The following is a 25,550-nucleotide window of genomic DNA, read 5'->3' as shown; positions in this document are numbered from 1 at the left end:
GATTCAGGAAGGAACTCGGCATCGAATCTTGCATTCACGCTTGTAGAGCATATGCTTCCGAAGTATGTTTCCTCTGGGAAACATTTTGGCTGCTCATGTAGTCCCGCCTACACTCCGTTGCTCCTTACAAGTTTTGCGAAGCAAAACTCCCATCGGAAGCATACGCCTCGAGTTCTTGCAACCTTCTCGGTGCTGAAAAACGACCTTTTTGAACACGTGCTCTATGGAAAGTGCGCCCCGCTGACTGCCGTCTTACCAATTAGGCCTGATTTTACAATGTTCGGCTATAATAATGCTCTCTATACGTTTGCACGCCAAGTCGATCTCATCGTTCACGACGGCGTAATCGTAATTCGCCATCATGGCCATTTCCTCGACCGCCGCCGTCATGCGGTGATCGATGACCGTATCGTTCTCGGTGCCCCGGCCGCGTATCCGATCCTCCAGCTCATCCAGCGACGGAGGCAGCAGGAAGATGAAGATCCCGTTCGGGAACTTCTCCTTCACCTTCAGCGCGCCCTGCACCTCGATCTCCAGAATGATGTCCTGCCCTTCGTTCAGCGTCTGCTCCACGAAGTCGCGCGGGGTGCCGTAGTAGTTGCCGACATATTCGGCATGCTCCAGCAGCTTGTCATTCTCGATCATATCCAGGAACTCTTCCCGCGACTTGAAGAAATAGTTCACTCCATCGACTTCCCCTTGACGGGGCTCTCGCGTTGTGGCGGACACCGAATAAATCAGATCGGGCAGCCGCTTCAATAAAGATTTGCATACCGTGCCTTTGCCGACGCCGGAAGGGCCGGATAGCACAATCAAAAATCCTTTCTTCATGTTCATCTCCATTTTATTCGTCGTTGTCGTCATCCTTCGTTGATAAGCGATGCGCTACCGTCTCCGGCTGGACCGCAGACAAAATGACATGGTCGCTGTCCGTAATGATGACCGCGCGGGTGCGCCGGCCGTAAGTCGCGTCAATCAGCATGTGACGATCGCGCGCTTCCTGGATGATTCTTTTAATAGGAGCCGATTCCGGGCTCACGATTGAGATGATACGGTTGGCAGATACGATGTTACCAAAACCGATATTAATCAGTTTAATGGCCATTTACAGGTCCTCCCTCTACTTTCGAACGCTCCATATTTATTCCATGTTCGCGGCTTGTTCGCGAATCTTTTCCAACTCTGCCTTCATCTCTACGACATGGTTGATAATCTCCAGATGGTTCGCCTTGGAACCGATGGTGTTCGCTTCCCGGTTCATCTCCTGGATGAGAAAATCGAGCTTCCTTCCGATCGGTTCCGTGCTGTCCAGCAGCTGTCTGAACTGGTTGAAATGACTCTGTAGCCGCGTCAATTCTTCATCGATGTTGGAGCGATCTGCAAACAGAGCTACCTCCATGCCGAACTTATATTCGTCCAAGGAAGATTCGGCGTCCAGCAGTTGCTCTATCCGCTGTTGCAGCTTGGCGCGATACTCGGCAACGACGAGCGGAGCCCGTGTGGAAATGTCCGCATGCAACGACTCCAGGCGGTCCAGTCGTTCCTTCATATCCTGGGCGAGGTGGTTGCCTTCCATGACCCGCATCCGACATAAACCATCCATCGCCTCCGCCAGGCCGGATTCAAGCTCGCGAAGCAGCTCTTCCCCGGACAGCGGTTGCTCTTCCTGGATGGTAAATACATCAGGCAAGCGAAGCCAGTCATTGACGGTCATCTCCCCGGAGACGCCGTATTGCTCGCGAAGCAGCCGGCTGGCCTCCATATAGGCCTTCACGGTCTGCTCATTGATGGCTACCGCCGTCTTCGCTTCCCCTTCACGCTCTCTGTTAATAAACACGTCTACCCGCCCGCGCTTGACGGACTGCTGAACGAGTCGGCGCAAAGGCTCCTCGCAGCTTGTCCATTCACGCGGCATGCGCAGCATGATCTCGCAATAACGATGGTTAACGGACTTCGCTTCAATCGTAATTTTGTATCCGCCGACGGTTCGGACGGACTGGCCGTAACCGGTCATGCTGTATACCATGGGTACCACATCCATTATCCTATTTTAATTCATTACGTATGCCGATACAAGGGGTCGGTCGGGCGTTCCGCTTTTTGCCACACATGCTCCGTCAGCTCGACGGTCATCTCGTAGAACATGAACGGGGTCATGAAGTAGATTCCGTTGAAATGCTTCATCGCCACATCCAGCAGCTCCTTGGCGATGGCCACGCCCTCCCGGCGCCCGCTCTCGCCCTCGAGTCCCTTCATTCGTTCCCGCACCTCGTCCGAGAGATGAATGCCCGGCACTTCATTATGAAGGTATTCCGCATTCCGCCCGCTGGCCAGCGGCATGATGCCGAGGAAGACCGGCACATTCAAATGCTTTGTCCCTTCCGCAATCCGCTCGATCAAGGAAGCGTCATATACCGGCTGCGTCATAATATAGTCCGCGCCGGCCTCGATTTTGCGCTCCAAGCGCTCGATCGCCTTGTTCAGATGCTTCACGTTCGGGTTGAACGCAGCCCCGACCACAAAATTCGCGCGCTGCTTCAACGCCTTGCCCGAGAAGGCGAGCCCCGCATTCAACTGCTTGATCATGCGGATAATCTCAAAGGAAGTCATATCATAGACCGAGCTGGAATCCGGCAGATCGCCGAAGCGGGCCGGATCCCCGGTTACCGCGAGCACATGATCGATGCCGAGCGCATCCAGGCCCATCATATGGGACTGCGTGCCGATCAGGTTGCGATCCCGGCAGGCGATATGGATGAGCGGCCGGATGCCGACCTTGTCGAGCGCCAAATAACCGAGCGCCATGTTACTCATCCGGGTGACGGCAAGCGAGTTGTCCGCCAGCGTCAGCGCGTCGGCCCCCGCGTCCTTCAGCGCCTGCGCGCCGAGCATGAACTTCGCGATGTCCAGATCCCGCGGCGGATCCAGCTCCACGATGACCGTATGGCGTTCACGGACCGTATCGACAAGCGATGGCCCGCGTGCCACGGCCCCCTGCCCGGACACCGGTCCGGCGCCGCGCTCTTCGATCTCGAGCGGCGGAACGGCTTGGGCTTGCGCCTCCTCCTCGGCAAGCGTAGGAAGGGCTGGAGCCTCAATGTCAGCGAGGGCTTGCGCTATCGCCTGGATATGCTCCGGCGTCGTCCCGCAGCAGCCTCCGATAATGCGCGCGCCCAATTCGGCAAAGCGCACGGCGCTCTCTGCCATATAGTCCGCCGTAGCCACGAAGTTGTACCTTCCGTCCACATAATCCGGCAAACCGGCGTTCGGGAAGGCCGACATCGGCAGCGCCAGCCGGCCGGTGAGATCTTCCATCGCCCGCATCAGGCCGTTCGGCCCCATGCGGCAGTTCAACCCGACGACGTCAGCGCCCTCCTCGCGCAGCAGGCGGAACGCATCCAGGAGGCGAAGGCCGTCCTTCGTCCGATTCGATTCCTCGACCGCGAATTGACAGATGATCGGAATGCGATCGTCCAGGGCGCGCACGATTTGAAGGGCAAGCTTCATTTCCTCCATATCATAAAACGTCTCGAACATAATCCCGTCGACGCCCTCTTCCAGCAAGGCCGACAGCTGCTCGGTATAGTCGCGCTTGACCTGTTCCGTCTCGATATTTTCCCGCTTGCCGGCACGGATCGAGCCCAGCGCCCCGACCACATAGGCTTGGCCTGCCGCGGCCTCGCGCGCCAGCCGGGCGGCGGCGCGGTTAATCTCCTTCACCTGCTTCTCCAGCCCATGCTTCGACAGCTTCTCGCGGTTCGCCGTAAATGTATTCGTCTCCAGGAGCCGGGCGCCTGCGCTCACGTATTCGCGGTGTATGTCCCGGATCCGTTCCGGCTCGCTGATGTTGAGCGATTCATAGGAGATCCCTACCGGGTAGCCCAATTGATATAAATAGGTGCCCATGGCCCCGTCACCGACAATAATTTCCCTTTGCAGCACTTGACGCAAGTCCTTCATCCCGTCTCCACCCTTCTCCCAATCTTCTATGTCTGCGTCATCTACCCCATTTTATCAAGAAACGGCGCTTCTTGAAATAAAAGACGCTCCGACGGGAGCGTCTTTAGTGCATCGGTGCAGTTCACAGCTTATGCGCCCGGACTGATGCCGGCACGGCGGCCTCGCAGCGTCCTCCGGTCAATTTCCTACCATCATACCGCATAATGAATAAAAATACTATGGTTATGCCGCATGACGCTTCGGATAAGCGGGTCTGCCGCCGGAAGGCTTCTTCTTCTGGCCGCTCATCACCGAGCCGATGCCGAGCAGGAAGGTCGGTATCCCGGCCATGACGAAGGTAATCGCCCAATCCCGGAAGCCGAGCGGAACCGTCTTGAATATCGGCTGAAGCGGTTCGATGTACAGCACACCGAGCAGCAGAATCAAGGAGGAGATCACCGCGAGCACCAGATATTTATTTTGGAACAGGTTGCGATGAAAAATCGACCGCGAGCTCCGGCAATCGAAGACGTGAATCAACTGGGCGAGCACCAAGGTGGAGAAGGCGACCGTCTGCGCCTTCGTCAGCTGCTCGGCGCTGCCGGGATCGACCTGCAGCGTCAGCCAGAACGCGATCAGCGTACAGACGCCGATAAGAATGCCGCGGCTGATGATTTTCCAGCCGAGACGGCGGGCGAAGATATTCTCCTTCGCGGAACGCGGCCGATGCTCCATCAGATCCTTCTCCGGCTGATCGACGCCGAGCGCCATCGCCGGCAAGCCGTCGGTCACGAGATTGACCCACAAAATCTGAATCGGCACGAGCGGCAGCGGCAGCCCCATCATCATCGCCAGGAACATGACCAATATCTCGCCTACATTGGAAGCAAGCAAATAGCGGATGAACTTGCGGATGTTCTCGTAGATGCCGCGCCCTTCCTCGATAGCGGCGACGATGGTGGCGAAGTTGTCATCGCTCAGAATAAGCGACGAAGCTTCCTTCGACACATCCGTGCCGGCCACGCCCATCGCGATGCCGATATCCGCGGCCTTGATCGCCGGTGCGTCGTTCACTCCGTCGCCGGTCATCGCCACGACATGGCCTTGGCGCTGCAATGATTTGACGATGCGCAGCTTATGCTCCGGCGACACGCGGGCATAGACATAGACGTTGTCGACGACTTTGTCCAGCGCTTCGTCATCCATCCCGGCCAGTTGAGCCCCGTTCACGCTCATCCCGCCCCGGGGAATGATGCCAAGCTGATTCGCAATCGCTTCCGCCGTCGTCTGATGATCTCCCGTGATCATCACGGTCTTGATGCCGGCGCGGCGGCACAAGCTGATCGCTTCGCGCACTTCGCGGCGCGGCGGATCGATCATGCCGGCGAGCCCGACGAACACGAGCTGGGACTCGGCTTCCGCTTCATCATGAATTGTCTCGTGCGGCTTAAGCTCCCGGTACGCCAGACCGAGCACGCGCAAAGCCTGCTTCGCCATCGCCTCGTTCTCCGCCAGCACCTTCTGCTTCAGCGTTCCCGTGAACGGCACCACCTTGCCGTCCCACAGCATATATTTGCAGCGTTCCAGCAGCACATCCGGCGCGCCCTTGGTCAAGATATGGCGTCCTCCCTGATGCGTGACGACGACCGACATCCGCTTGCGCTCGGAATCGAACGGGTACTCCTGCGTCCGTTCGTACATGCCTTGCAGCGCTCTCGGCGTCATGCCCAGCTTGGCCGCGAGGACGAGCAGCGCCCCTTCCGTCGGATCGCCCGTCACGTTCCAGACGGCCTTCAGGTCTTGCGGCTCGGCCGCTTTGTCTCCCTTGCGCCCCCCTCTCGCCGCTCGCATCTCCTCCGGGTAAGTTTCCGTCAAGCTTGCATTGTTGCAGAGCGCGCTGATCTGCAGGAAGCGGCGCAGCTCCTGATCATGCTTGAGCTCGATCGGCTTCCCCTTCTCGCACACTTGACCGTGCGGCTCGAAGCCTTCTCCGGTCACCTCCAGCAGACGTCCGCCAAGCCACATCCGGGTCACCGTCATTTTGTTCTGCGTCAGCGTCCCGGTTTTGTCGGAGCAAATGACGGAGGCGCAGCCCAGCGTCTCCACCGAAGGCAGCTTGCGCACGATCGCTTTGCGCTTAATCATGCGCTGGACTCCAAGCGATAGCGCAATCGTCACGATGGCCGGCAGCCCTTCCGGTATGGCGGCCACCGCCAGGCTGACCCCGGCCAGGAACATGGCAAGGGCGGGCTGGCCGTGCATGATGCCCGCAACGACGACCATGACGGTGAGGATGAGCGCCACGATGATGAGCATCTTGCCAAGCTGCTCCAGCCGATGCTGCAGCGGCGTGTCCATCGTTTCTGTATTTTCGATCAGATGAGCGATCTTGCCCATCTCGGTATCCATTCCCGTGCGAATGACGACGCCTTTCCCGGTCCCCCGCGTCACCATCGTGCCCATGAAGCCGATATTTTTCTGATCTCCGAGGGGCAGCTCCGCTTCCGGAATCCGTTGATGGTGCTTGCTGACCGGAACCGATTCGCCCGTCAGGGTCGATTCCTCGACATAGCAGCTATTGGTCTCCACCCAGCGAATATCGGCCGGAACGCGATCGCCGCTCTCGAGCAGAACGATATCGCCGGGAACGAGCTGTTTGGCAGGAATGTGGCTTACCGTGCCGGAGCGCATCACTTTGGCCGTCGGCGCGGACAGCTGCTTCAAGGCGGTCAGAGAGCGCTCGGCCCGGAACTCCTGAATGAATCCAAGCACGCCGTTCAGCAAAATTATCGCGATAATCGTAATCGAGTCCAAGTATTCGCCGAGCATGCCCGAGACGAGAGTCGCCCCCGCCAAAATGAGCACCATGAAATCTTTGAATTGATTCAAAAATAACGTTATCGGCGAAACGCGCCGCCCTGCCGACAACTCGTTGGATCCGTATCGCTCCCTTCTCGCCGCCGCTTCTTCCTCAGTCAAGCCTTGATCGGCGTGGACCCCCAACGTGTTCAGCAAGTCTTCTGCCGTTGACTGGTGCCACTTTAATTGATCCATTGGTACGTTCCCCTTTCCTCCCGAATGATGGCCCTCTTTGGCGGGACAATCCGACTCGTCCAAAGAAACGGTCTTCAGGGTAACTTTATTCGGACAAGTCGGAAAATATCCCAATGTGCACACGGAACTCTTAAGTTTTGTCCAAAAATATGGCATCATAGGGAGATAAGGCAAATGAGCGGGAGACCGACCCCGGCCCCGCAGGATAGGAGCAATCAATATGGCATTGGATGGAATCGTTACCCGCGCCCTTGCGCATGAATTGCGGCAGACCACCGGCGCGCGCATTCATAAAATTTATCAGCCGACCGAGCATGACATCGTGCTTCATATCCGGACAGCGGGACGGAACCGCAAGCTGCTGCTGTCCGCGAACCCGACCTACCCGCGGGTGCATTTTACCGAAGAGAGCTTCGCCAATCCGCCGGAGCCGCCCATGTTCTGCATGCTGATGCGAAAATATTGCGAAAGCGGCATTATCGAGCAAGTGGAGCAGATCGGCAGCGAGCGGATACTGCACTTCCGCGTCCGCCAACGGGACGAACTGGGGGATGAGGCGATCAAAACGATTGTGGTGGAATTGACGGGACGCCACAGCAATATTATTTTGCTTGATGCGGCGACCGCCGCCATTGTGGACGGCATTCACCATGTGACCCCGGCCATCAGCAGCTACCGCATCGTTATGCCGGGCTTCGCCTATACGGCTCCGCCGGAGCAGCATAAGGCCGATCCGCTCGGCACGGACTCGGCGCAGTTCCTCGCATGGTGGGAGGAAGCCGCTGCGGAGGCCACCGCGGCCGATCACCTCCCCGCGGCAATGGACGAATCCGGGGCGAGCCGTGGCCTTCCTGCCAAGCAGGCGGCCAAGTGGCTTGTCAGCCGCTTCTCCGGGCTCAGCCCCCGGCTCGCGGAAGAGATGGTCTACCGCGCGGGCCAGGCGGAAGCGAACGCGGATGGGCTTCTTCACGGTCCGGCGCTCTGGGAGGCCTTCTCCCGCATGATGGAACAGGTGCGGGACCATCGTTACGAGCCGACGCTCGTCGAGGATGAAGCCGGCAAATCCTACTTCTCGGCGCTGCCGCTTACGCATATTGAGGGGACCCGCAAGCAATATGAATCGATGAGCGACTGCATGGAGGCTTTCTATGGCGACAAGGCCGAACGGGACATGATCAAGCAGCGCGTAGGCGACTTGGCCCGCTTCCTCCAGCAGGAGCATGACAAAAACACGAAAAAACTGGAGAAGCTCCAGGCGACATTGGAGGATGCGAAGGATGCGGACCGCTACCGGGTGATGGGCGAGCTGCTGTTCGCCTCGCTCCATATGCTTCGCAAGGGAGACGCTTCGGTCGAGCTTCCGAATTACTATGATGAGGACGGGGGCATGATCACGATCCCGCTTGACCCGCTGCTCTCGCCTTCCGACAACGCGCAGCGCTATTTCAAGAAATACAACAAGGCGAAGAACAGCATCGCCGTCGTGCAGGAGCAGATGCGCGCGGCGGAGGAAGAGAACCGGTACTTCGAGATGCTGCTGCATCAGCTCGCGGGAGCCAATCTGCAGGATGCGCAGGAGATTCGGGAGGAGCTCGTCCAGGAAGGCTATTTGCGCGATCGGGAACGGAAGGGCAAGCGGAAGAAAAAAGACGCGCGGCCGACGGTGTACTGCTACACCTCCTCCGAGGGCATACCGATCTATGTGGGCAAGAACAACTTGCAAAATGAGTACGTCACCAACCGGCTGGCCCAGCCGAACGACACATGGCTTCACACGAAGGACATTCCCGGATCGCATGTCGTCATCCGGAGCGAGCGGTTCGGGGACGCCACCCTGGAGGAAGCGGCCCAGTTGGCAGCCTATTTCAGCCAGGGCAAGCATTCCAGCCTCGTCCCTGTCGACTACACACTCATCCGCCATGTCCGCAAGCCGAACGGGGCGAAGCCGGGCTTCGTCATTTACGAGCGGCAGAAGACATTGTTCATTACGCCGGACGCGGATCGGGTCGGACAGCTTCCGGTCACCGTCAAGACGAGCGGTTGAACCAGCACACACAGCAAGACGCCTGGGGTAGGAACCATTCGGTTCCTTGCTTCCAGGCTTTTTTGTCCCGTTCATGTCTGCGTTGCGGCTCCGCAGCTGTTCCCGTTTTCCCGAGAAGAGGCTCCTTCCGGGACGATGGCATTTTCGGTCCGGGGCTTAGTCTGGGTCAAGACTGGAGCAAGATTGGGGCATGCCCGGAGCGTGTTTGGAGCATATCCGGGACAGTACGGGAATGGATGTCTGCGTAGTGTGTCCAGTACAGGTGCGGGATGTGTACCTCGGGAGCGCGTCCAGTACAATTGCGGGATGTGTGCCTCGGGAGCGCGTCCAGTAAGTACGCAAGATGCATCTCCGGGCGCGTTCCGTACAGGTGCAGGACATACATCTCCGGTGCAGTCTCGTTAAGAGAAGCCGCGGCGGCGGCGGAAATCCTGCAAAATTACATCTTTTCAAAACATTGCAGATACACGGCGAACGATTCCTGCAAAAATGCATCTTTTCCCCGTCTCAACCACGCGTTCAGGGCTCAATAGGCGCAGATTCCTGCACTTTTGCAGGATTTTCCGCCAAATCAGCCGTTCCCCTTGAAAAATGCTGCAGTTTTGCAGGATTGCCCCTGCTCCGGTCGCCTGCCTGCACGCCCGCTCTCCAGGGGAGAACGGACGCCGGCCGCGGGTCAATCCCGCCCGCTTCGCTCCCTCAGGCGCCGTACGGCCTCCAGCCCGACGCGCCGGCCGCCCAGCGCGCCATGGAACACCTTCCCCTGCCGCGCGCCATGGAAGTCCGAGCCGGCGGTCGCGATCAGGCCGTACCGCTCCGCCAACTGCAAATACCGCTCCGCGTCCGCGGCTGAATGATCGGAATGCCATGCCTCGATGCCGTCCCATGGCGATTCATCCAGCAGCCGCGCGACCAGCTCGTCATTGCCGTAGATGCCCGGGTGGGCGAGCACGGCGGCGCCTCCCGCTTCCTTGATCCAGCGCACGGCCTCGCCAGGCCGGATGCGGGGCGGATTGACGTAAGCCGCCCCGCCGACGCCGATATAGCGCTCGAACGCCTCCTGCATGTCCCGCACCGCGCCGCGGCGGACGAGGGCGTCCGCGATATGCGGGCGGCCCACCGTTTCGCCCGGCGACAGCGGCCGGCGGAGGCCGGACAGAACCTCCTCCATCGTCAGCGGAATGCCCAGCTCGTTCAGCTTCGCGATCAGCATCTCGTTGCGGCGGTCCCGGACCGCGCGCAGCTCGCTCAACCGCTGCAGGAACCGCTCGTCCTCCACCCGCACGAAATAGCCGAGCACATGAATATCGGTGCCCTCCTCGACCGTGCTGATCTCGACGCCGGGCACAATCTCGATGCCCAAGCGCCGGCCGGCGGCGAGCGCCTCTCCGATGCCGGCCACCGTGTCATGATCGGTAATGGCCAACGCTTCAAGCCCGGCCTCCTTCGCCAAGCGGACATTCTCTTCCGGCCGGGTCATTCCGTCGGAGGCCTCCGTATGGGTGTGCAGATCCGCTCCCCCTGTCCGGACCGGGGAACCCCCAGCGCCTTCCATCGCCGCCAGCCGCGGCTGCTCCGCATCCGCTGAAGCGGAGGTAACATGTTGTGAATCGGTCATGGCAACCACTCCTTTTCTTGTCGGGTACGCAAATAGGTCATAAAGGTCGTTGCCGGCAGCGACAGCAGGCCGGCTTGGGCATGCACCGCATAGAACTGCCGCTTGATGCGAAGCGACTCGATGCGGAGCACATGGACCAGGCCCAGCGCCTGTTCGTGGCGGACGACGGACGGCGAGAGCATCGTAATGCCGATGCCCGCCTCCACGGCCGATTTGACCGCGCCGGTGCTGCCCAGCTCCATGACGACCCGCAGCTTGGCGGGATCGGCCCCGTACGCGCGCAGCGCCTCTTCCATCACGATGCGCGTTCCCGATCCGGTCTCGCGCAGCACGAACGGATACTGCATCACATCCTCCAGCCGAACCTTCTCCGCCTTCGCGAGCGGATGATCGCGCGGGGTAATGAGCATAAGCTCGTCTTCCATCACCGCTTCGACATGGATGTCCGTCTCGGTCACCGGAGCCTCGACCAGCCCGAGATGCAATTGCTGCGAACGGACGCCGGCCACAATCTGGGACGTGTTCATAATCTGAAGCTGGATATCCAGCTGCGGGTGCTGCTTCGCGAACGCGCCGAGCAAATGGGGCAGCGCATATTCGCCAATCGTCAGACTGGCGGCCAGCTTCAATCTGCCCTGCAGATCAAGCGTATAGTTGGACATCATCTCTTCCGTCTCGCGGACGAGATCGAGGCAACGCTTCGCATAGGGCAGCAGCTTCTGCCCGGCCTCGGACAGATTGAGCTTCTTCGTAGAGCGGTGCAGCAGCTTCGTGCCGAAATATTCCTCAAGCGCCTGAATCTGCATCGTCACCGCGGGCTGGGTCATATGCAGCGTCTGGGCCGCCGCGGAGAAGCTGCCCCGCGTGGCGACCGTATAGAAAATATGAAGCTGATGGAAACTCAACCCCATGCGTCCTTCATCCTCTCCCATGACTCTCTACCTCATTATACTCCAACGGGAGCAAACATTAGAAAGTCTGCCCGCAAAGACCGCTCCAGCCGGACGGCAGCGGGCTGCGCGGCGGAGGTGGACGGCTGCGCGGCAGGAGCGGCTTGAGCCGAAGCAGGGCCGACCGTCGTTCCCGCCCACGCCGTACCGCAACAATAAAATGGCCGTCCCCGGGCAGGGGCGGCCTCCTATGGAATGGCGTATGTTATACAGAGCTGCCTGTGCGGCGCGCTTCGGAAGCGCTCCCGCTACTTGCGCTTGCGGCTGTTCTTCACGAGCGTCATGCGGCGGGAATGACGGAGCCAGGAGTAGTATGTCTTCAAATCCCGCAGTTCCATCGTCTCCGACATCTTGCCAAGAAACGTAACGACAATCATCTTCATCATCGGCTCTCCCGCCAGATCGAAGTCCCGATCGGAAGGCGTAAATTCCGCCACCACGACCAAGTCTCCGTCAATCAGAAACACATCCTGCTCGTTGCGGTAATAAGGAGCGATTCGTTCCTGCTTCAGACAATCCCACATAAACGCGGCGATCGATTCGGTATCGGCATCTGTCTTGGAAATCCGATCTGCCCAGCGGGATCTGGCATGATGGGTGATGACGATATCAGCCACCTTGTTCTCCCCTAACAAGACGTAAAAAGGTTCGTACGTGCTCCATCGTTCCATGACTTTATCTCTCACTGGTACCACTCTCCACCACGTTAGGTCTTTTTGTCTATGTATATTTACCCAATATATTACATGAAGCGGAACCCGTTCTCAAGTTCACCCCACGCTCTCCAGGCCGGTTTTTACGCAATTTTAACAAAGTGTTCCAAAAAAGACACATTCTCCAACCTTTTCTAGTTCCGCTTCCACTTTTTTCTGCAAATCAACCCTTCCCGGACGAGTGTGGCGAGCAATCTTTGCCGCATAAACGCCTTCCGCAACCGACCGGCAGCAGTCCGGCAGCAGACAGACAGCAGACCGACAACAGCAGACCGACAGCAGTCCAGCAGGAGACCGACAGCAATCCGGCAGCAGTCCGGAGCAGTCCGGCAACAACCAGCAAACCGGCAACAAATCGGCAGGAAACTGGCAACAGATCGGTCTCAGACGGACAACCCTCCCGAACGGAGTCCGGAGCGGCGCGGTACGTCCGTAACAAAAAGACCTACTCCGTTTGTAGGAATAGGTCTGGATCCATGCTCTCACATTCCGAAATATTGGGTCTTGTCCTGCGTCTCCCCGCTATATTCCGTCTTGATTTCGTTCCGGTACGAGCGTTCGATTTTTTTGACGTAATTCAACCGGCGAATATTCTTCATCGTATCCTCGGCTCGATCCGAGTTGACATACAGAACGGCATAATGCATTTTGCGAGAAATATAGTGAAGCGTTCCGTATTTGTCCAAATTCCGGGCCGCCTTCACATCGGTGACCCATATAATATATCCCGTTCGTTCAGGAAACATAATTCTCCTCGCTTTCCCCCGAATGAAGGCTGGTTAAGAGCAGCTGCTGCAGCCGCCACTGCATCCTCCGCTTCCGCAGCCTTTTGACGGCAGCGGGTCGTTGCCGGGTACTTTGATGGTATCGGAGACCGCATGGGCAATCACCTCTGACAGGTCATGAAGCAGCTCGTCCAGCGCTTGCTCCGCCTGCTTGAAGCGGGCCACTTCGTCAATCGCGTCCAGCTGCGCCTGCACGGCCATCACTTCATCCTTCGCCCGGTGATAATCCGGATGGAAATGTCCGAAGCGCTCCGTCTCCTCGAACAGCTCCTTCTTGCGAGCGAATTCGCGAACGAGGCGCTTGACCTCCGCGTTCTGCTCCATACGTTCTTTCCAATATAGATATTCGGCTACTTCCGCCGACTGGTTAATCATATCGCCCAATTGGTAAGCGTTCGTGAGCAGAACGGCCATGTCGACAACGGATTCATACGGTCCTACTGACATGTTATCACGCTCAATTCTATCTAAAATTACCGGCTTGATCCAGGGCAACCTGCGGGAAGCACCAGCCGCTGCCGTTCCCAATCGGCCGGGGACCATGTCTTCAGCTCAGCGGCGTCTCCCTCGCCGGCATCATAAGCTTCCAACAGCCACGCTTCCTTCTCTCCGTCCCGGATACGAACGGGAATAAGCGTGGAACACTGCCCCGACTGCTCCACTTCGATGGGGGTCAAGAGCCGAATGGCCGTCGACACCAAATCCTTCTGTGTGGAAGCATGATAGGAACGCAGCGTTCTTGTCCATTGGCCGGGCACCTCCCGATAAGGCGCCGCCATTTCTTCGCCAAGCAGCGGTTCGGTTTCCATTTCATAATACTGCAACGGAGAAGGACTGTAAACCATCGCTTTCCCCGCTTCCTCCGGAGACGCTCCCATGTCGGCGGAAGCCTCCTCCCACACCGATATCATGGAGCCCGTCTCCTCCTTCCCGGCCCACTGGCGCAGAGGAGCGATTCCCGCTTTATCCAGCGTCTGTCCCAACTCGCGGACGCGCTCCCGATCGACGATGAAGTCCCGATCCCCGATCGGCTCGATTCCGGCCATCCCGGAAGGTTCGCGGAGCAGCGCTTCCTTCACTTCCGCCGCGGCGGCGCTGTCCTCGCATCGAAGCAGCGTCACTTCGGCGAAGCGGACGCGGCCGTATTGCAAGCTCCACAGCTCCATCGCGTCCTGAATATTTTCGGGCACGCCCGTCCAGGCATGCGCCTCCATGAAGCGCAAGACGGACGACAACGTCCGCCCATGCTCCACCCCTTGCTCAAAAGAGGCTTTAGTCAACCGGTACACATCCATCTGATCGGTGCGGACGCATTCCGCGATCGCTTCCAGCTCCCATCGGAGATAGAACGGGGCCGAGGCGGGAAGCAAGATTTCGAAGTCCGGTTGAATGAAAAACCCCGGCCCCTCCGCCGCGTCCTGTTCCGCGAGCCGGTAAGCCCACTCCCCGTCCCCCTGCTCCGGCCGAGCCAGATGACAGAAGCCGAGCGCGTGGAAGGTCCGCAGCCAGCCGCGAAGCTGGCGCTCCGCCCGGTCCGCCTCGCCCAGCAGGCCGAGGCGGCTCAGCCGCGCAATGATCTCCCGCTCGCCATGCCATGCTCCGTCCGCACCGATAAGGCGCACGGCCAGCACGAGATGGCGCAGCTGCGCATCCGGAGGCAAATAATGCTCCTCCACCACGGACATCACCGCCTCGCTCCAGACATACGGAGGAAGCCGCAGCCACCGGGCCAGCTCCGGCTCGTTCACCGCATACCGGTTCGCCTCCTTCTTCAGCAGCTCGAAGCGCAGCGCGATATCGATGACCAGGGCAAGCGGGAGCGGCAGCGCGTCGGCGAACGGATACTGCGCTCCCATATCATTCGGAAGCTCCGCTGCCGCCCATGGATTAAGCGCCGACAGCCGGGTAACCGCACGCTTGTGAAGCGTTCCTTTCGCCGTCAGCGGCAGCCCTTCCTTCGCCGCGAAGGCGAGCAGGGAGAAGAGGCCGAAGACGATGCCGCGTCCCGCTTCGGACAGATCGCCTTCCGGTTCCGGACCGGCCGTCCTGTCCTCTGGCTCCCCCCGTTCCGGCTGACCGCCTTCCGCCTGGAGCTGTTCGTCCAGCAGGCATCTCAGAAGGTGAACGTATATATCCGACGGCAGGAAGAGCAGGCGCTCGCCCCACGCCCGCTTGACGCTTGCCACGAACCCGCGTTCGGCGAGCGGGTCGCAAGCGGCCAGCAGCCCCGCTCCGGCCGCCTGCGGCCCATGCCAGCTCAGCAGCTTGTCCACCGTGAACGGGAGCGGGCCGGCCTGCTTCAACATAATCACCAGCGGAAGCCGCAGCGGCGGCGCAAGCGACCGGAACTCGTCCCGAATCGCTTCCGGCTGCTGCGCATAACGCTCCCAGCAGCGGCGGAGCGCCGAGACTTCATCCGGTTCCGTCCGCTTCAACAGCTGATTCGTGTTCAAGGTTCTCTTCTCCCTCCTCGATAAGGTAGCGATAGCCCTGCTCCACCAGGAACAGCTGCCGCTTGAGCGCGTAATCCCGCTCCTTGGTAGCTTCGCTTACCACCGTATAGAAGTAGGCCATCCGCCCGTCCTTCTTGGGCCGCAGCAGCCTGCCGAGCCGCTGCGCTTCTTCCTGCCTGGAACCGTAGCTGCCGGATATTTGAATCGCCACGGTCGCGTCCGGCAGGTCGACGGCAAAGTTCGCCACCTTCGATACGATAAGCACCGGCAGCTCGCCCCGCTTGAACGCCTCATAGAGACGCTGCCGCTCGGCCTGCGGCGTCTGCCCGGTCAGGACCGGCGCCTGCAAAGCTGCGGCCAATGTGTCAAGCTGGGACAAGTACTGCCCAATCACCAGCGTCGGCGCGCCCGGGTGGCGCGCGATGAGCTTCCGGACAACCGGAATTTTGGCCCCGTTCTCCGCCGCGATGCGCGCCCGTTCGCGCAGCCCGGACTGCTGATAAGCGATGCGGGTCGCCGCAGGGAGCGGAACCCTTACCTCCGTGCAGGTCACCTGGGCAATCCACCCGGCCTCCTCGAGCTGCCTCCATGGCAGCTCGAACCGCTTCGGCCCGATGAGAGAGAACACGTCCCGCTCGCAGCCGTCCTCGCGGACCAGCGTCGCGGTCAGCCCGAGGCGCCGCGTCGCCTGCAGATCCGCCGTCGTCCGGAACACCGGCGCCGGCAGCAGATGGACCTCGTCGTAAATGATGAGCCCCCAATCGCGCTCATGGAACAGACGCATATGGCTCCATTCGCCCTCCTTCTGCTGGCGGTAGGTCATCATCTGATAGGTGGATATCGTCACGGGGCGAACCTGCTTGTCCGCCCCCGTATATTCGCCCACATGCTCGCTCTTCAAGGTCGTCCGCTTCAGCAGCTCTTCCTTCCATTGCTTGACCGACGTCGCGTTCGAGGTGAGAATGAGCGTCTCGCTCTGCAGCGCCGTCATCGCCGCCAGGCCGACGATCGTCTTGCCCGCTCCGCAGGGCAGCACGATGACGCCATCGCCGGCCGCCCGCGTCCCCGACCCGATGAAGGCGGCGACCGCATCCTGCTGATAAGGCCGGAGGGAGAAGGATGAGCTCTCTTCCAGCCGGAATGAGAGCGGCTCTCCATCGCGGAAGCCCAAATGATCGATGACAGGATAGCCCGCGCGCGCAAGGGCCCGCTTCAGCCGCCCGCGGTTGCGGGCATGGACGAGCACCCGGCCCTGCTGCGGCCGGCCCGAGAACAGCGTGCCGACTTCCGCATCGTGCATGAATCGTTCGAGCGTCTTTTCATCCTCGGAGCGAAGGGTGAAGTGCGTCTCTTTATCCTCCCCTTCCAGAATGAACAGGCCGTACCTCCCCATCCACATCTCGATCTCCTGCTTGACCTTGACGGGCGTTGGGTAGGTCGCGTACCGATCCAGCGTCTCCGCCACCGACTGGGCCGTGGCGCCGTTCGCGGCCGCGTTCCACAGCGTGATCGGCGTCATCCGGAACGTATGGATGCCCGCCGGGTTTTTTATCAGTTCGGCGAACCGCTGCACGGCCGCCCGAATCTCCGGATAGTCCGGGCTCCGCTCGTTCACCAGCACCGTGCAATCCTGTTGTACCACCATTCGAAAAGATGCCTGAGCCAATCCTCTATCCCCTTTCCTGTCCTGCAACACAAAAAAGTTCATCCGTCTCGGAAGAGAGGATGAACTTGCGCCGTCCAGCCTTGCCTAGTGCGTATACGGCGATTGTTCGGAAATCTCGCTTAACGCCTCTCCCGCTTCATCCGCGAAATGCACGTGTACGGCAAGATCCCCGAGAGATACGATGCCGACCAGCTTGCCGTCCCGGACGACCGGCAGACGACGCACTTGGTGGTCGGCCATCAACTCCGCCGTCTCATCAATGGTGGCCTCCGGACCCACGGAAATCACATCTTCCGTCATCACGTCACGGACGGAAGTGGACCCAGGGTGCTTCTCGGCCATCGCGCGGATGACGAGATCCCGGTCGGTAAGGACACCGATGAGGCGTTCGCCGTCAACGATCGGAATGAATCCGGTGTCGTGCTGCTTCATCTTGACTGCGGCTTCATAAATATTGTCCTGCGCCGTGCAGGTGACGATGGAATCCGTCATAATGTTCTCAATGTTTGGCATAATCATCCTCCTGTTCAACCATTAGGATAACCGTTATGCCTATGAATTATGCCGGATTACGGATTCATGAGCGCGTCGCATGCCAGCCCCGCCAGCAGCTCGCCTGCCGTCAGCATCGCCGGCTCGTCAATGTCGAAGCGCGGATGATGATGCGGGTAGCTGGCCGCCTCTCCATTGCCGGCCCCGACCAGCACGAAGCAGCCCGGAACTTCCTTCATATAGTAGGCGAAGTCCTCGGCCGGCATCAGCATATCCGCCTCCTGCACGCGCTCCGGCCCAAAGCAGCCTGCCGCGACGCGGCGCACCCGCTCCGCCTCGCTCTCATGGTTGACCAGCGCCGGATAGCCGACGCGGTATTCCAGCTCATATTCCGCGCCATGCATCGCGCACGTATGCTGAAGGATCGTCTCGAACCGCTCGCGAAGCAGCTTCCGGACCGCCGGATCGAAAGAGCGTATCGTGCCTTTCAATACCGCGCGGTCGGCGATGACATTTTGCGTCGAGCCGGCCTGCAGCGCCCCGACGGACACGACGGCCGGCTGCAGCGGCGACACGGTCCGGCTGACGATCGTCTGCCATTGCTGTACGAGCTGAACGCCGATGACGACCGCATCCGTGCACAGATGCGGCATGCCGCCGTGGCCGCCCCGGCCGTATACCGTCAGGAAGAAGTCATCCACCGCCGCCATCATCGGCCCCGGCCGCACCGCCACGATGCCGGAAGGGATCGGGGTCCACAGGTGGACGCCATACATCCGATCGACGCCCTGCAGCGCCCCTTCCTTAATCATCGCTTGGGCACCGCCGGGACTGACCTCCTCAGCCGGCTGAAATATAAACCGCACTTCCCCGCTCCAGCCTTCGCGGTGCTCCGCCATCGCGCGGGCGACGGACAGCAGCGTCGCCGTATGCGCGTCATGGCCGCACGCATGCATGACGCCAGGCACGGTCGACGCGTATTCGCATGTCTTCTCGTCCTGGATCGGCAGGGCGTCCATGTCGGCGCGCAAGGCGACAACCGGGCCTGCGCCGTTCTTCAGGTGGCCGACCACGCCATGCCCGCCCACGCCGGCCGCTACCTCCAGGCCGAACGATTCGAGCTTCTCCTTGACGAACAGAGCGGTCCGCCTTTCCTCATAAGACACTTCGGGATGCCGGTGCAAATGGCGCCGCCAAGCGACAGTCTCCTCGTAGCGGGACGACAAGGCGGCCTTCCACACCGGTGCGGTCGTATTGATCATAAGCGATTCCCCTTATCTGTCATGATTGTATTCCGAAATCATTATCCGTTGTGAACGTTTTCTATATTGTACCATAAAAGCCGGGTATACGAGGCCCCTTTTGCTCCGATTCAAGCCGGCCCGTTCGTTCGACCGCCTTTGCCTCAATTTTGAACAATCCGCTCCTCCGCTGCAAGCGATGTCTTGCGCAAGCCTGGGAAACATACTATCATGAGAAAGAGGTAACCGATTGCACATGACGAAGATGAATAGGAACGATATGAAGGAGGAATAGATGCATGATTATTGAGAACAGCGGCCTCATCGGCCTCGAATCGGATCTGGCCTACCTGGATGAGGTGACGGAGAATCTCGGTTTTATCCGCTGGCAGTGGGAATATTACCGGGCTACATACGATTTGAAAATTGAAGATAAAAAGAACGGCGAAGACTACTTTCTGCGCATCAATACCCGCGTGAAGGAAGGGAAGCTGGAGAAGCCCGATACGATCCTCGCCATCGAGGCGGTATACATGGGCCGCGCTTCCTTCCCGCATGGACTGGATTACGACACTCCGATCCCGCAGCCGATCGTGAATAATGCCACCCAGAAGCTGAATGAGCTGAAGCAAGCGCTTCTTAGCGCCTAAAGGTACGTTCCCTTGAACAGACCGCACAGACCCAGTCAATCGAAGAACCCGCCTAGCACGGGCAAGGGATCGCCTGATTTTATTCTGTTGGTGCTGACCCTGCTGCTTGTCGGGTTCGGCGTCGTGATGGTATTCAGTTCAAGCTCAAGTCTGGCTGCCGTATCCTCGAGGTATGATTATGATTCCTTCTACTTCGCCAAGCGGCAGCTGATGTGGGCTGGGTTAGGCTTCGTGGCTATGCTGTTCGCCATGAACATCCGTTATACGGCCTACAAAATACTGTTCATTCCGTTATTCATAGTCACTGTCCTTCTGCTTCTCATCGTCCCGTTCACGGCGGAGGATGTGAACGGAGCGCGAAGCTGGTTAAATATTGGCGGCCTAGGCATTCAGCCTACCGAATTGGCGAAGATCGCGGTCGTGCTGTATTTGTCGGCCTTGATCGCCAAGAAGGGGGAGAAATTCCGCGACTTCCGCACCGGGCTGTTCCCGGTCATGATCATTGTCGGATTCGTCGTCGGCCTGATTATGCTCCAGCCCGATATGGGCGGCGCGATGATACTGACGGCGTGCGCCGGGGTTATCGTCATTGCCGGAGGAGCGAACCTGAAGCATATTATGAATTGCCTGCTCGTCGGCATCGTCGGCGTGCTCGTCGTGCTCGGATTGAGCATGCTGTTCATGCCGGACAAGCTGTCCGGCGGCTACAAGATGGCCCGGGTGCAGTCCTGGCTCGATCCGTTCCACGATTCGCAGGCGGCCAGCTACAACCTGCTTCATTCCTTGAAGGCGATCGCGCACGGCGGCTGGACGGGAGCGGGCTTCGGGCAGAGCATTCAGAAGCTGTTGTACCTGCCTTATCCGTATAATGACTTTATCTTCGCGATCATCGCGGAGGAATTGGGCTTTATCGGAACCGTCATCTTTTTGCTCGTCTATATTTGCTTCATCTGGCGCGGCATCCTGATCGCGCTGCGCTGCCCGGATATTTACGGAACGCTCGTAAGCATAGGCATTGTCGGCATCATCGCCGTCCAGGCCTTCATCAATATCGGCGGCGTCACGCGGACGATTCCAATTACGGGAGTCACCCTGCCGTTCATTAGTTACGGAGGCTCTTCCCTGTTCATTACGATGGTCAGCGTCGGAATACTCCTCAGCGTCTCGCGGGAATACAACCGCGTGCAGCAGAAGAAGGAGACCGGTCAATCGATCCCCCGCCGTTCCAACAAAAAAGACTACCGGCCGCTTCGGTCCGTGTAGTCTTTTTTGTTCCCATGCATTGATGCCCATACATTCCTAATGACTATTTGATGCGCGGCATTTCGTCCAATTCCTCATCCTTGAATGCGACGCCTTCCACTTTGACGTTGACTTCTACCACATTCAAGCCCGTCATGTTCTGCACCGCTTCCCGCACATTCATCTGCAGCTGGCGGCATACTTCCTGTATCGGCATTCCGTACATAATGATAACTCTCAAATCTATGGCCGCTTCCACTTGGCCCACTTCCACGGAGACACCCTTTTGCACGTTGCGGCCGCTCAAGCGCTTCGCCCATCCTTCGGACAGCCCTCCGGACATAGCGGCAACACCTGGAGTTTCCAGCGCAGCGAGACCTGCGATTGTGGCGACGACATCGTCCGATATGCGAATATTCCCTTCATGGGTATTCAGTTGCTCCTCTGCCATCGTCATCCTCCTTTCTCTCTTATCTTTATTGTACCGATCCCCAATCTTGAAAGCAAACACCTGATGACAAGCAACGACAGTAATTTTTGTTTACGATCTCGATGCGGTTGGTTATATTAAATATCGGAAGATTTCACGTTATTATGAATTTCGTAGGGGTGATGTTTTGGGAAAACGGCTGTTCTTCATTATACTCGGGCTGACCTTCATCCTAAGCGCAGCCGGACATTACTTGTCCTGGAACATGACGCTTCAATTCGCCCTGTCCGCCGTGGCGATCGTGTTCGTGGCCGGATTCCTCGGCCGGTCGACAGAGGCCGTCTCGCATTATGCGGGCCAGCGCCTGGGCGGATTCCTGAATGCGACCTTCGGCAATGCGGCTGAACTCATCATCGCGATTTTCCTCGTGCGTGAAGGGCTGTTCGACATGGTCAAGGCGAGCCTGACCGGCGCCATCATCGGCAACCTCCTGCTTGTGCTTGGCCTGAGCGTGCTTGTCGGAGGCATCAAGTATAAGGTGCAGACGTTCAACGCCAACCTAGCCGGTATGAACGGCTCGCTGATGATATTGGCCGTGATCGCGCTGTTCGTCCCTGCCGCCTTCTTCACGACCCATTCCCTCAGCGAGACGGGTACCGTAGTCTTGAGCCTGGTCGTGGCCGGAATTCTCATCGCCGCTTACTTGCTCTGGCTTCTGTTCTCCATGGTCACGCATAAGGAGATGCTGACCGAAGAATCGGAGCGGTCGGAGGAACAGGCGGAAGAGGAGCCGCAATGGTCAAAAGGGAAGTCCGTGCTCTGCCTCGTCATCTCTACGGTGATGGTTGCTTTCGTCAGTGAATGGTTAGTCGGGACGCTGGATACGTTTACGGCGCAATTCGGCTTGTCGGAGCTGTTCGTCGGAGCCTTCGTCATCGCCATTGTCGGCAATGCCGCAGAGCACAGCGCCGCCGTCATGATGGCCATGAAGAACAAGATCGGGGCCGCCGTGGAGATCGCGATCGGCAGCAGTCTGCAAATCGCGCTCTTTGTCGCTCCCGTGCTTGTATTCGTGAGCGCGCTGTTCGGGCAGACGATGGACATCGTGTTCACCACGCTGGAGATGATCGCGATCGGGGTAGCGGTATTCATCGCCAAATCGATCTCCCAGGACGGACAAACAAACTGGTATGAAGGTCTGCTGCTGCTCGCCGTCTATGTCATTCTGGGGGTATCCTTCTACCTGGTCTAGGCTGGGGCGCGGCGCCTGCACTCAAAAGGCCCGGGATTATAACATCCCGGGCCTTCCCGTGTTCGCGGATTCCGCCGTTCCGCGATAAGCGATTATTGAGTAGCCTTGTTCAACGCCTCATACAAGGTAGCCAGATTGCGTTCCAGCTTGCTGACGAGCTGCTTGCCAACGCTCTCCTCCACCAGTCCGGCTCGAACGGCGAAGTCAACCTGCCGAGAAAAACCGTACATTTGCGTATCCAATACTTCCTCATAGAGAGGGCAGTAACGCGTCGCCAAGTTCTCCATCTGGACCTGGATGAGTTTCTCTATTTGATGCGCATCCGCTTCTAGCAGAGTGAGCGCCCTGTCACTTAGCTGTTGCAACACATTCGACGAAGACATGCCTGGTTTCCCCCCTATGACTCGAAGTCACGATTGTTCTAACTCTAATATTAGACGATCATGACGGGTAACACAAGATGCATGACGAACTTCTCTCCATGCCGTGCAGCCTGCGCAAGCCGCTGTATGTCAATATAGATATAGAAAGAGCCGGAACATTCTGCTCCGGCTCTCGCTGTTATTCCGCTACCACGGAAACATCCAATCCATGCTTCTTGAATACTTCCGCCATCGCTGCCTTCGCTTCATCCGCATCCGGCCCATGGACGTGAAGCTCGTACTTCTGGTTGCCCACCAAGGTCGTGAACAGGCCCAAAATGCTCTTAACATCAATGTATTTGTTGTCAGCCTGCAAGACTATCGAAGATCTGAATTTGTTCGCTGCTTGTGAGATTTCCACAATTGCCGTGTTATTGGACATCGAAATCCCTCCGTCATCAATTAGTTCGGTCGGTCTCCTTACGTTTCCATCATACCGTGAATGAGACGCTTGACGCAATAATAAATCCGCAAAAACATGCGGCGAATCAACGGATTCCTCTTATTTGAGGTGCTCCGGATTCAAGCATTCCAGCTCAGGGATGACAAATCGGCCGTCTTTGCGCACAAGAACATCGTCGAAATACATTTCCCCTCCGCCATACTCCGGACGCTGGATCAGCACCAGGTCCCAATGGATAGAGGAACGGTTGCCGTTATCCGCCGTCTCATAAGCTTGCCCCGGCGTAAAGTGGATGCTGCCCGCAATCTTCTCATCGAACAGCGTATCCTTCATCGGATGCAAAATGTACGGATTGACGCCGATCGCGAACTCCCCGATGTGGCGCGCGCCTTCGTCCGAATTGAGAATATGGTTGATCCGGGCCGTATCATTGCTCGTCGCTTCCACAATTTTGCCGTTCTCGAACCGGAACGAGATATTCTCAAAAGTGAAGCCGTTATAAATCGATGGCGTATTGTAGGTCAACGTGCCATTGACGGAGTCGCGGACCGGCGCGGTATAGACCTCGCCATCCGGAATATTGTTCTGTCCGGAGCATTTGACAGACCCGATGCCACGGATCGAGAACGTCAAGTCGGTTCCCGGACCGGTAAGGCGGACCTTGTCCGTGCGGTCCATCAGCGCCTTCAGCGACTCCATCGCCTTGTCCATCTTGGAGTAATCGAGATTGCACACATCGAAGTAAAAATCTTCGAACGCTTCCGTTGACGTGTTGGCCAACTGGGCCATCGAAGCGTTCGGATAACGAAGCACGACCCACTTCGTGCGCTTGACGCGCTCTTCCATATGTACCGGATGCGAATAGATAGCGTCATACAGCTTCATTTTGTCTTCCGGAACATCGGACATTTCGTTCGCGTTCTCTCCGGCGCGAATCCCGATATAACCCTGCATGTTCTGCATCCGGAGCAAATCATACTCCCGCCACGTCTTCATCTGTTCCTCAGACGCGTTCTTGATCAGCGAGCGCAGCACTTTCCGATCGGTCAACTGCACGAACGGGCGGCCGCCCCGCGCGGCGACTTCATCTACCAGCATCGTCACCAGCTCGCGCTCGGAGCCGATCATCTCAATCAGCACATTTTCGCCTGGCTGCACATTGATGGAATATCCAACCAAGTTCTGGGCCAGCTTCTGCAATCTTGGGTCTTTCATGTCATGTTCCTCCTCGGTCGGCCGATAAATTGGTGAAACCTTACCCATTGTAACATGAGCGGTTATCGAAGTCAGCGCCGGCTCGCGATTGGCGGCCAGCGGATCGGCCGGAAGCCTCGGGGTGCTGCGGGCTCACTTATAAGAGAACCGCGTCTTCGTATGAACGGTCTCCCGGCGTTCCTTGCCGTTGTCATTGTAGCCGGCCGTTAACCATCCTTCCAGGATGACAGGCAGGGAATGGCGCCGTTCCACCCAGACGACGTAACGTCCGGCGATGCTGGCGTCCTTCAGCTTTTGATCCAGGTCGGCCCGGCTGCGGTCCACGATCGCCTTCAGCTCCGCATCCAATTTGTTCCGTTCCTGCTCGCTCAGCGATCGGCGTATTTTCTGGTACGGCTCCGAAGGAATAATGATCCGTTTATAATCCTCCTCCAACTGGTTGATATAGAGTCGCTTCGCTCCCTCGTTGGACAATGTGACTTGCAGCGGTACCAGATCTCTTTCTTCTTGCTCCGTCTTGTTCTCCTGTCCGGTTCCCTTCGCCCCGGCAAGCGCGTCCGCTTGAGGCACGAAGGATACCTGCTTATTCGCCATTCGCAGCAATTGCTCCATCTGCGCTACCGGATTCCAGCGCTTGGCGGTCGTCCGCTGATCCATGTCGGCGCTCAGCTTCATATGGACGCCTTTGTGCTGCTTCATCTCTCCTTCATACCGGAATTGCTTGGTCAACAGCATGTCCTCGCCGACGCGGATCTCGGCCAAGCCTTCGAACCGCACCTGATCCTGGCCCCCGATTCCGCTTAAGGCACGGTTCAGCATGTCATCGGGATTGGCGGTTACTCCGCACCCATGAAGCAGAATAACGAATGCGGCTAACACAGCGGACAGCAAGGCGCAACTTCGCCCCCGGCCCATCGTCCCGCCCATAACGAATCCTCCCCTTCTTTTATCGCCATAAAAATTTGCAAATACCCCTAAAAA

23 protein-coding genes are annotated in these 25,550 nt (G+C 58.5%); 4 read left to right on the top strand and 19 right to left on the bottom strand.

What is annotated here, in order from left to right; genetic code table 11:
• Positions 1–252 precede the first annotated feature (252 nt).
• From gmk to ABD76_RS16285, 5 genes are all read right to left on the bottom strand, one after another.
• Positions 253–831: a guanylate kinase gene (gene gmk / locus ABD76_RS16305; RefSeq protein WP_197258288.1), complete on the bottom strand. Its 579-nt coding sequence runs from the start codon at positions 829–831 to the stop codon at positions 253–255.
• 13 nt (positions 832–844) lie between these two features.
• A complete protein-coding gene (gene remA, locus ABD76_RS16300; protein WP_005548256.1) occupies positions 845–1,105 on the bottom strand; it encodes an extracellular matrix/biofilm regulator RemA in 261 nt (86 codons plus the stop codon).
• 36 nt (positions 1,106–1,141) lie between these two features.
• Positions 1,142–2,026: a YicC/YloC family endoribonuclease gene (locus ABD76_RS16295; protein WP_197258316.1), complete on the bottom strand. Its 885-nt coding sequence runs from the start codon at positions 2,024–2,026 to the stop codon at positions 1,142–1,144.
• A gap of 32 nt (positions 2,027–2,058) precedes the next feature.
• Complete coding sequence (locus ABD76_RS16290; protein ID WP_197258287.1) at positions 2,059–3,960, bottom strand: bifunctional homocysteine S-methyltransferase/methylenetetrahydrofolate reductase; 1,902 nt, start codon at positions 3,958–3,960, stop codon at positions 2,059–2,061.
• 222 nt (positions 3,961–4,182) lie between these two features.
• Positions 4,183–6,993, bottom strand: coding sequence for a calcium-translocating P-type ATPase, SERCA-type (locus ABD76_RS16285; RefSeq protein WP_197258286.1), 2,811 nt, complete (start codon positions 6,991–6,993; stop codon positions 4,183–4,185).
• A 220-nt stretch (positions 6,994–7,213) separates the two neighbouring features.
• On the opposite strand from ABD76_RS16285, the gene ABD76_RS16280 reads away from it, so the two are divergent.
• Positions 7,214–9,037: an Rqc2 family fibronectin-binding protein gene (locus ABD76_RS16280; RefSeq protein WP_197258285.1), complete on the top strand. Its 1,824-nt coding sequence runs from the start codon at positions 7,214–7,216 to the stop codon at positions 9,035–9,037.
• 676 nt (positions 9,038–9,713) lie between these two features.
• Here ABD76_RS16280 and ABD76_RS16275 read toward each other — a convergent pair.
• From ABD76_RS16275 to ABD76_RS16235, 9 genes are all read right to left on the bottom strand, one after another.
• Positions 9,714–10,655 (bottom strand): PHP domain-containing protein, encoded by a 942-nt coding sequence (locus ABD76_RS16275; protein WP_197258284.1) that lies wholly within the window; start codon positions 10,653–10,655, stop codon positions 9,714–9,716.
• The gene (locus ABD76_RS16270) at positions 10,652–11,566 is read right to left on the bottom strand and encodes a selenium metabolism-associated LysR family transcriptional regulator (protein WP_197258283.1); all 915 of its coding nucleotides are present in this window, start codon (positions 11,564–11,566) and stop codon (positions 10,652–10,654) included. Before ABD76_RS16270 ends, ABD76_RS16275 begins: the two co-directional genes overlap by 4 nt.
• A gap of 287 nt (positions 11,567–11,853) precedes the next feature.
• On the bottom strand, positions 11,854–12,291 hold the full coding sequence (locus ABD76_RS16265; protein ID WP_197258282.1) for a hypothetical protein: 438 nt from the start codon (positions 12,289–12,291) through the stop codon (positions 11,854–11,856).
• Between the two features lie 509 nt (positions 12,292–12,800).
• Entirely contained in the window at positions 12,801–13,064 is a 264-nt protein-coding gene (locus ABD76_RS16260; RefSeq protein WP_197258281.1) for a YlbG family protein, read from the bottom strand.
• 33 nt (positions 13,065–13,097) lie between these two features.
• Positions 13,098–13,550, bottom strand: a complete 453-nt coding sequence (locus tag ABD76_RS16255) for a YlbF/YmcA family competence regulator (RefSeq protein WP_197258280.1) — start codon at positions 13,548–13,550, stop codon at positions 13,098–13,100.
• 26 nt (positions 13,551–13,576) lie between these two features.
• On the bottom strand, positions 13,577–15,556 hold the full coding sequence (locus ABD76_RS16250; RefSeq protein WP_197258279.1) for a helicase-associated domain-containing protein: 1,980 nt from the start codon (positions 15,554–15,556) through the stop codon (positions 13,577–13,579).
• Positions 15,516–17,201 carry a DNA repair helicase XPB gene (locus ABD76_RS16245; RefSeq protein WP_197258278.1) on the bottom strand — a complete coding sequence of 562 codons (1,686 nt, stop codon included), beginning with the start codon at positions 17,199–17,201 and terminating at the stop codon, positions 15,516–15,518. Before ABD76_RS16245 ends, ABD76_RS16250 begins: the two co-directional genes overlap by 41 nt.
• A 105-nt stretch (positions 17,202–17,306) precedes the next feature.
• Positions 17,307–17,735 carry a CBS domain-containing protein gene (locus ABD76_RS16240; RefSeq protein WP_197258277.1) on the bottom strand — a complete coding sequence of 143 codons (429 nt, stop codon included), beginning with the start codon at positions 17,733–17,735 and terminating at the stop codon, positions 17,307–17,309.
• 56 nt (positions 17,736–17,791) lie between these two features.
• Positions 17,792–18,976: a M20 metallopeptidase family protein gene (locus ABD76_RS16235; protein ID WP_197258276.1), complete on the bottom strand. Its 1,185-nt coding sequence runs from the start codon at positions 18,974–18,976 to the stop codon at positions 17,792–17,794.
• 278 nt (positions 18,977–19,254) lie between these two features.
• Here ABD76_RS16235 and ABD76_RS16230 point away from each other — a divergent pair, with 278 nt between their 5' ends.
• Both ABD76_RS16230 and ftsW read left to right on the top strand, forming a co-directional pair.
• Positions 19,255–19,605 carry a YugN family protein gene (locus tag ABD76_RS16230; RefSeq protein ID WP_197258275.1) on the top strand — a complete coding sequence of 117 codons (351 nt, stop codon included), beginning with the start codon at positions 19,255–19,257 and terminating at the stop codon, positions 19,603–19,605.
• A gap of 12 nt (positions 19,606–19,617) precedes the next feature.
• Positions 19,618–20,868, top strand: a complete 1,251-nt coding sequence (gene ftsW, locus ABD76_RS16225) for a putative lipid II flippase FtsW (protein ID WP_197258274.1) — start codon at positions 19,618–19,620, stop codon at positions 20,866–20,868.
• Positions 20,869–20,911: 43 nt separating this feature from the next.
• Here ftsW and ABD76_RS16220 read toward each other — a convergent pair whose 3' ends face one another.
• Entirely contained in the window at positions 20,912–21,298 is a 387-nt protein-coding gene (locus tag ABD76_RS16220) for an Asp23/Gls24 family envelope stress response protein (RefSeq protein ID WP_168182823.1), read from the bottom strand.
• Positions 21,299–21,464: 166 nt separating this feature from the next.
• On the opposite strand from ABD76_RS16220, the gene cax reads away from it, so the two are divergent.
• Positions 21,465–22,529, top strand: a complete 1,065-nt coding sequence (gene cax, locus ABD76_RS16215; RefSeq protein WP_197258273.1) for a calcium/proton exchanger — start codon at positions 21,465–21,467, stop codon at positions 22,527–22,529.
• A gap of 92 nt (positions 22,530–22,621) precedes the next feature.
• Here cax and ABD76_RS16210 read toward each other — a convergent pair whose 3' ends face one another.
• The 4 genes from ABD76_RS16210 to ABD76_RS16195 form a co-directional block, all read right to left on the bottom strand.
• The gene (locus ABD76_RS16210) at positions 22,622–22,912 is read right to left on the bottom strand and encodes an Fpa/YlaN family protein (RefSeq protein WP_087442899.1); all 291 of its coding nucleotides are present in this window, start codon (positions 22,910–22,912) and stop codon (positions 22,622–22,624) included.
• 178 nt (positions 22,913–23,090) lie between these two features.
• Complete coding sequence (locus tag ABD76_RS16205) at positions 23,091–23,333, bottom strand: HPr family phosphocarrier protein (RefSeq protein WP_006680016.1); 243 nt, start codon at positions 23,331–23,333, stop codon at positions 23,091–23,093.
• Positions 23,334–23,453: 120 nt separating this feature from the next.
• Positions 23,454–24,569, bottom strand: a complete 1,116-nt coding sequence (locus ABD76_RS16200; protein WP_197258272.1) for an aminopeptidase — start codon at positions 24,567–24,569, stop codon at positions 23,454–23,456.
• A 132-nt stretch (positions 24,570–24,701) separates the two neighbouring features.
• Positions 24,702–25,496 carry a hypothetical protein gene (locus ABD76_RS16195; RefSeq protein ID WP_197258271.1) on the bottom strand — a complete coding sequence of 265 codons (795 nt, stop codon included), beginning with the start codon at positions 25,494–25,496 and terminating at the stop codon, positions 24,702–24,704.
• Positions 25,497–25,550 lie beyond the last annotated feature (54 nt).

The organism is Paenibacillus dendritiformis, from assembly GCF_015845845.1.
GTDB lineage: Bacteria > Bacillota > Bacilli > Paenibacillales > Paenibacillaceae > Paenibacillus_B > Paenibacillus_B dendritiformis_C.
This window is presented reverse-complemented; position numbering and strand designations above follow the sequence as displayed.

Excerpts from the sequence above, each read along its gene's own strand:
- ABD76_RS16240 (WP_197258277.1), bottom strand. The coding sequence starts at position 17,735 with ATGCCAAACATTGAGAACATTATGACGGATTCCATCGTCACCTGCACG.
- gmk (WP_197258288.1), bottom strand. The coding sequence starts at position 831 with ATGAAGAAAGGATTTTTGATTGTGCTATCCGGCCCTTCCGGCGTCGGC.
- ABD76_RS16220 (WP_168182823.1), bottom strand. The coding sequence starts at position 21,298 with ATGGCAGAGGAGCAACTGAATACCCATGAAGGGAATATTCGCATATCG.
- ABD76_RS16245 (WP_197258278.1), bottom strand. The coding sequence starts at position 17,201 with ATGGTGGTACAACAGGATTGCACGGTGCTGGTGAACGAGCGGAGCCCG.
- ABD76_RS16260 (WP_197258281.1), bottom strand. The coding sequence starts at position 13,064 with ATGTTTCCTGAACGAACGGGATATATTATATGGGTCACCGATGTGAAG.
- ABD76_RS16200 (WP_197258272.1), bottom strand. The coding sequence starts at position 24,569 with ATGAAAGACCCAAGATTGCAGAAGCTGGCCCAGAACTTGGTTGGATAT.
- ABD76_RS16255 (WP_197258280.1), bottom strand. The coding sequence starts at position 13,550 with ATGTCAGTAGGACCGTATGAATCCGTTGTCGACATGGCCGTTCTGCTC.
- ABD76_RS16290 (WP_197258287.1), bottom strand. The coding sequence starts at position 3,960 with ATGAAGGACTTGCGTCAAGTGCTGCAAAGGGAAATTATTGTCGGTGAC.
- ABD76_RS16235 (WP_197258276.1), bottom strand. The coding sequence starts at position 18,976 with ATGATCAATACGACCGCACCGGTGTGGAAGGCCGCCTTGTCGTCCCGC.
- ABD76_RS16230 (WP_197258275.1), top strand. The coding sequence starts at position 19,255 with ATGATTATTGAGAACAGCGGCCTCATCGGCCTCGAATCGGATCTGGCC.
- remA (WP_005548256.1), bottom strand. The coding sequence starts at position 1,105 with ATGGCCATTAAACTGATTAATATCGGTTTTGGTAACATCGTATCTGCC.
- ABD76_RS16270 (WP_197258283.1), bottom strand. The coding sequence starts at position 11,566 with ATGGGGTTGAGTTTCCATCAGCTTCATATTTTCTATACGGTCGCCACG.
- ABD76_RS16195 (WP_197258271.1), bottom strand. The coding sequence starts at position 25,496 with ATGGGCGGGACGATGGGCCGGGGGCGAAGTTGCGCCTTGCTGTCCGCT.
- ABD76_RS16205 (WP_006680016.1), bottom strand. The coding sequence starts at position 23,333 with ATGTCCAATAACACGGCAATTGTGGAAATCTCACAAGCAGCGAACAAA.
- ABD76_RS16285 (WP_197258286.1), bottom strand. The coding sequence starts at position 6,993 with ATGGATCAATTAAAGTGGCACCAGTCAACGGCAGAAGACTTGCTGAAC.
- ABD76_RS16280 (WP_197258285.1), top strand. The coding sequence starts at position 7,214 with ATGGCATTGGATGGAATCGTTACCCGCGCCCTTGCGCATGAATTGCGG.
- ABD76_RS16210 (WP_087442899.1), bottom strand. The coding sequence starts at position 22,912 with ATGTCTTCGTCGAATGTGTTGCAACAGCTAAGTGACAGGGCGCTCACT.
- ABD76_RS16275 (WP_197258284.1), bottom strand. The coding sequence starts at position 10,655 with ATGACCGATTCACAACATGTTACCTCCGCTTCAGCGGATGCGGAGCAG.
- ABD76_RS16295 (WP_197258316.1), bottom strand. The coding sequence starts at position 2,026 with ATGGTATACAGCATGACCGGTTACGGCCAGTCCGTCCGAACCGTCGGC.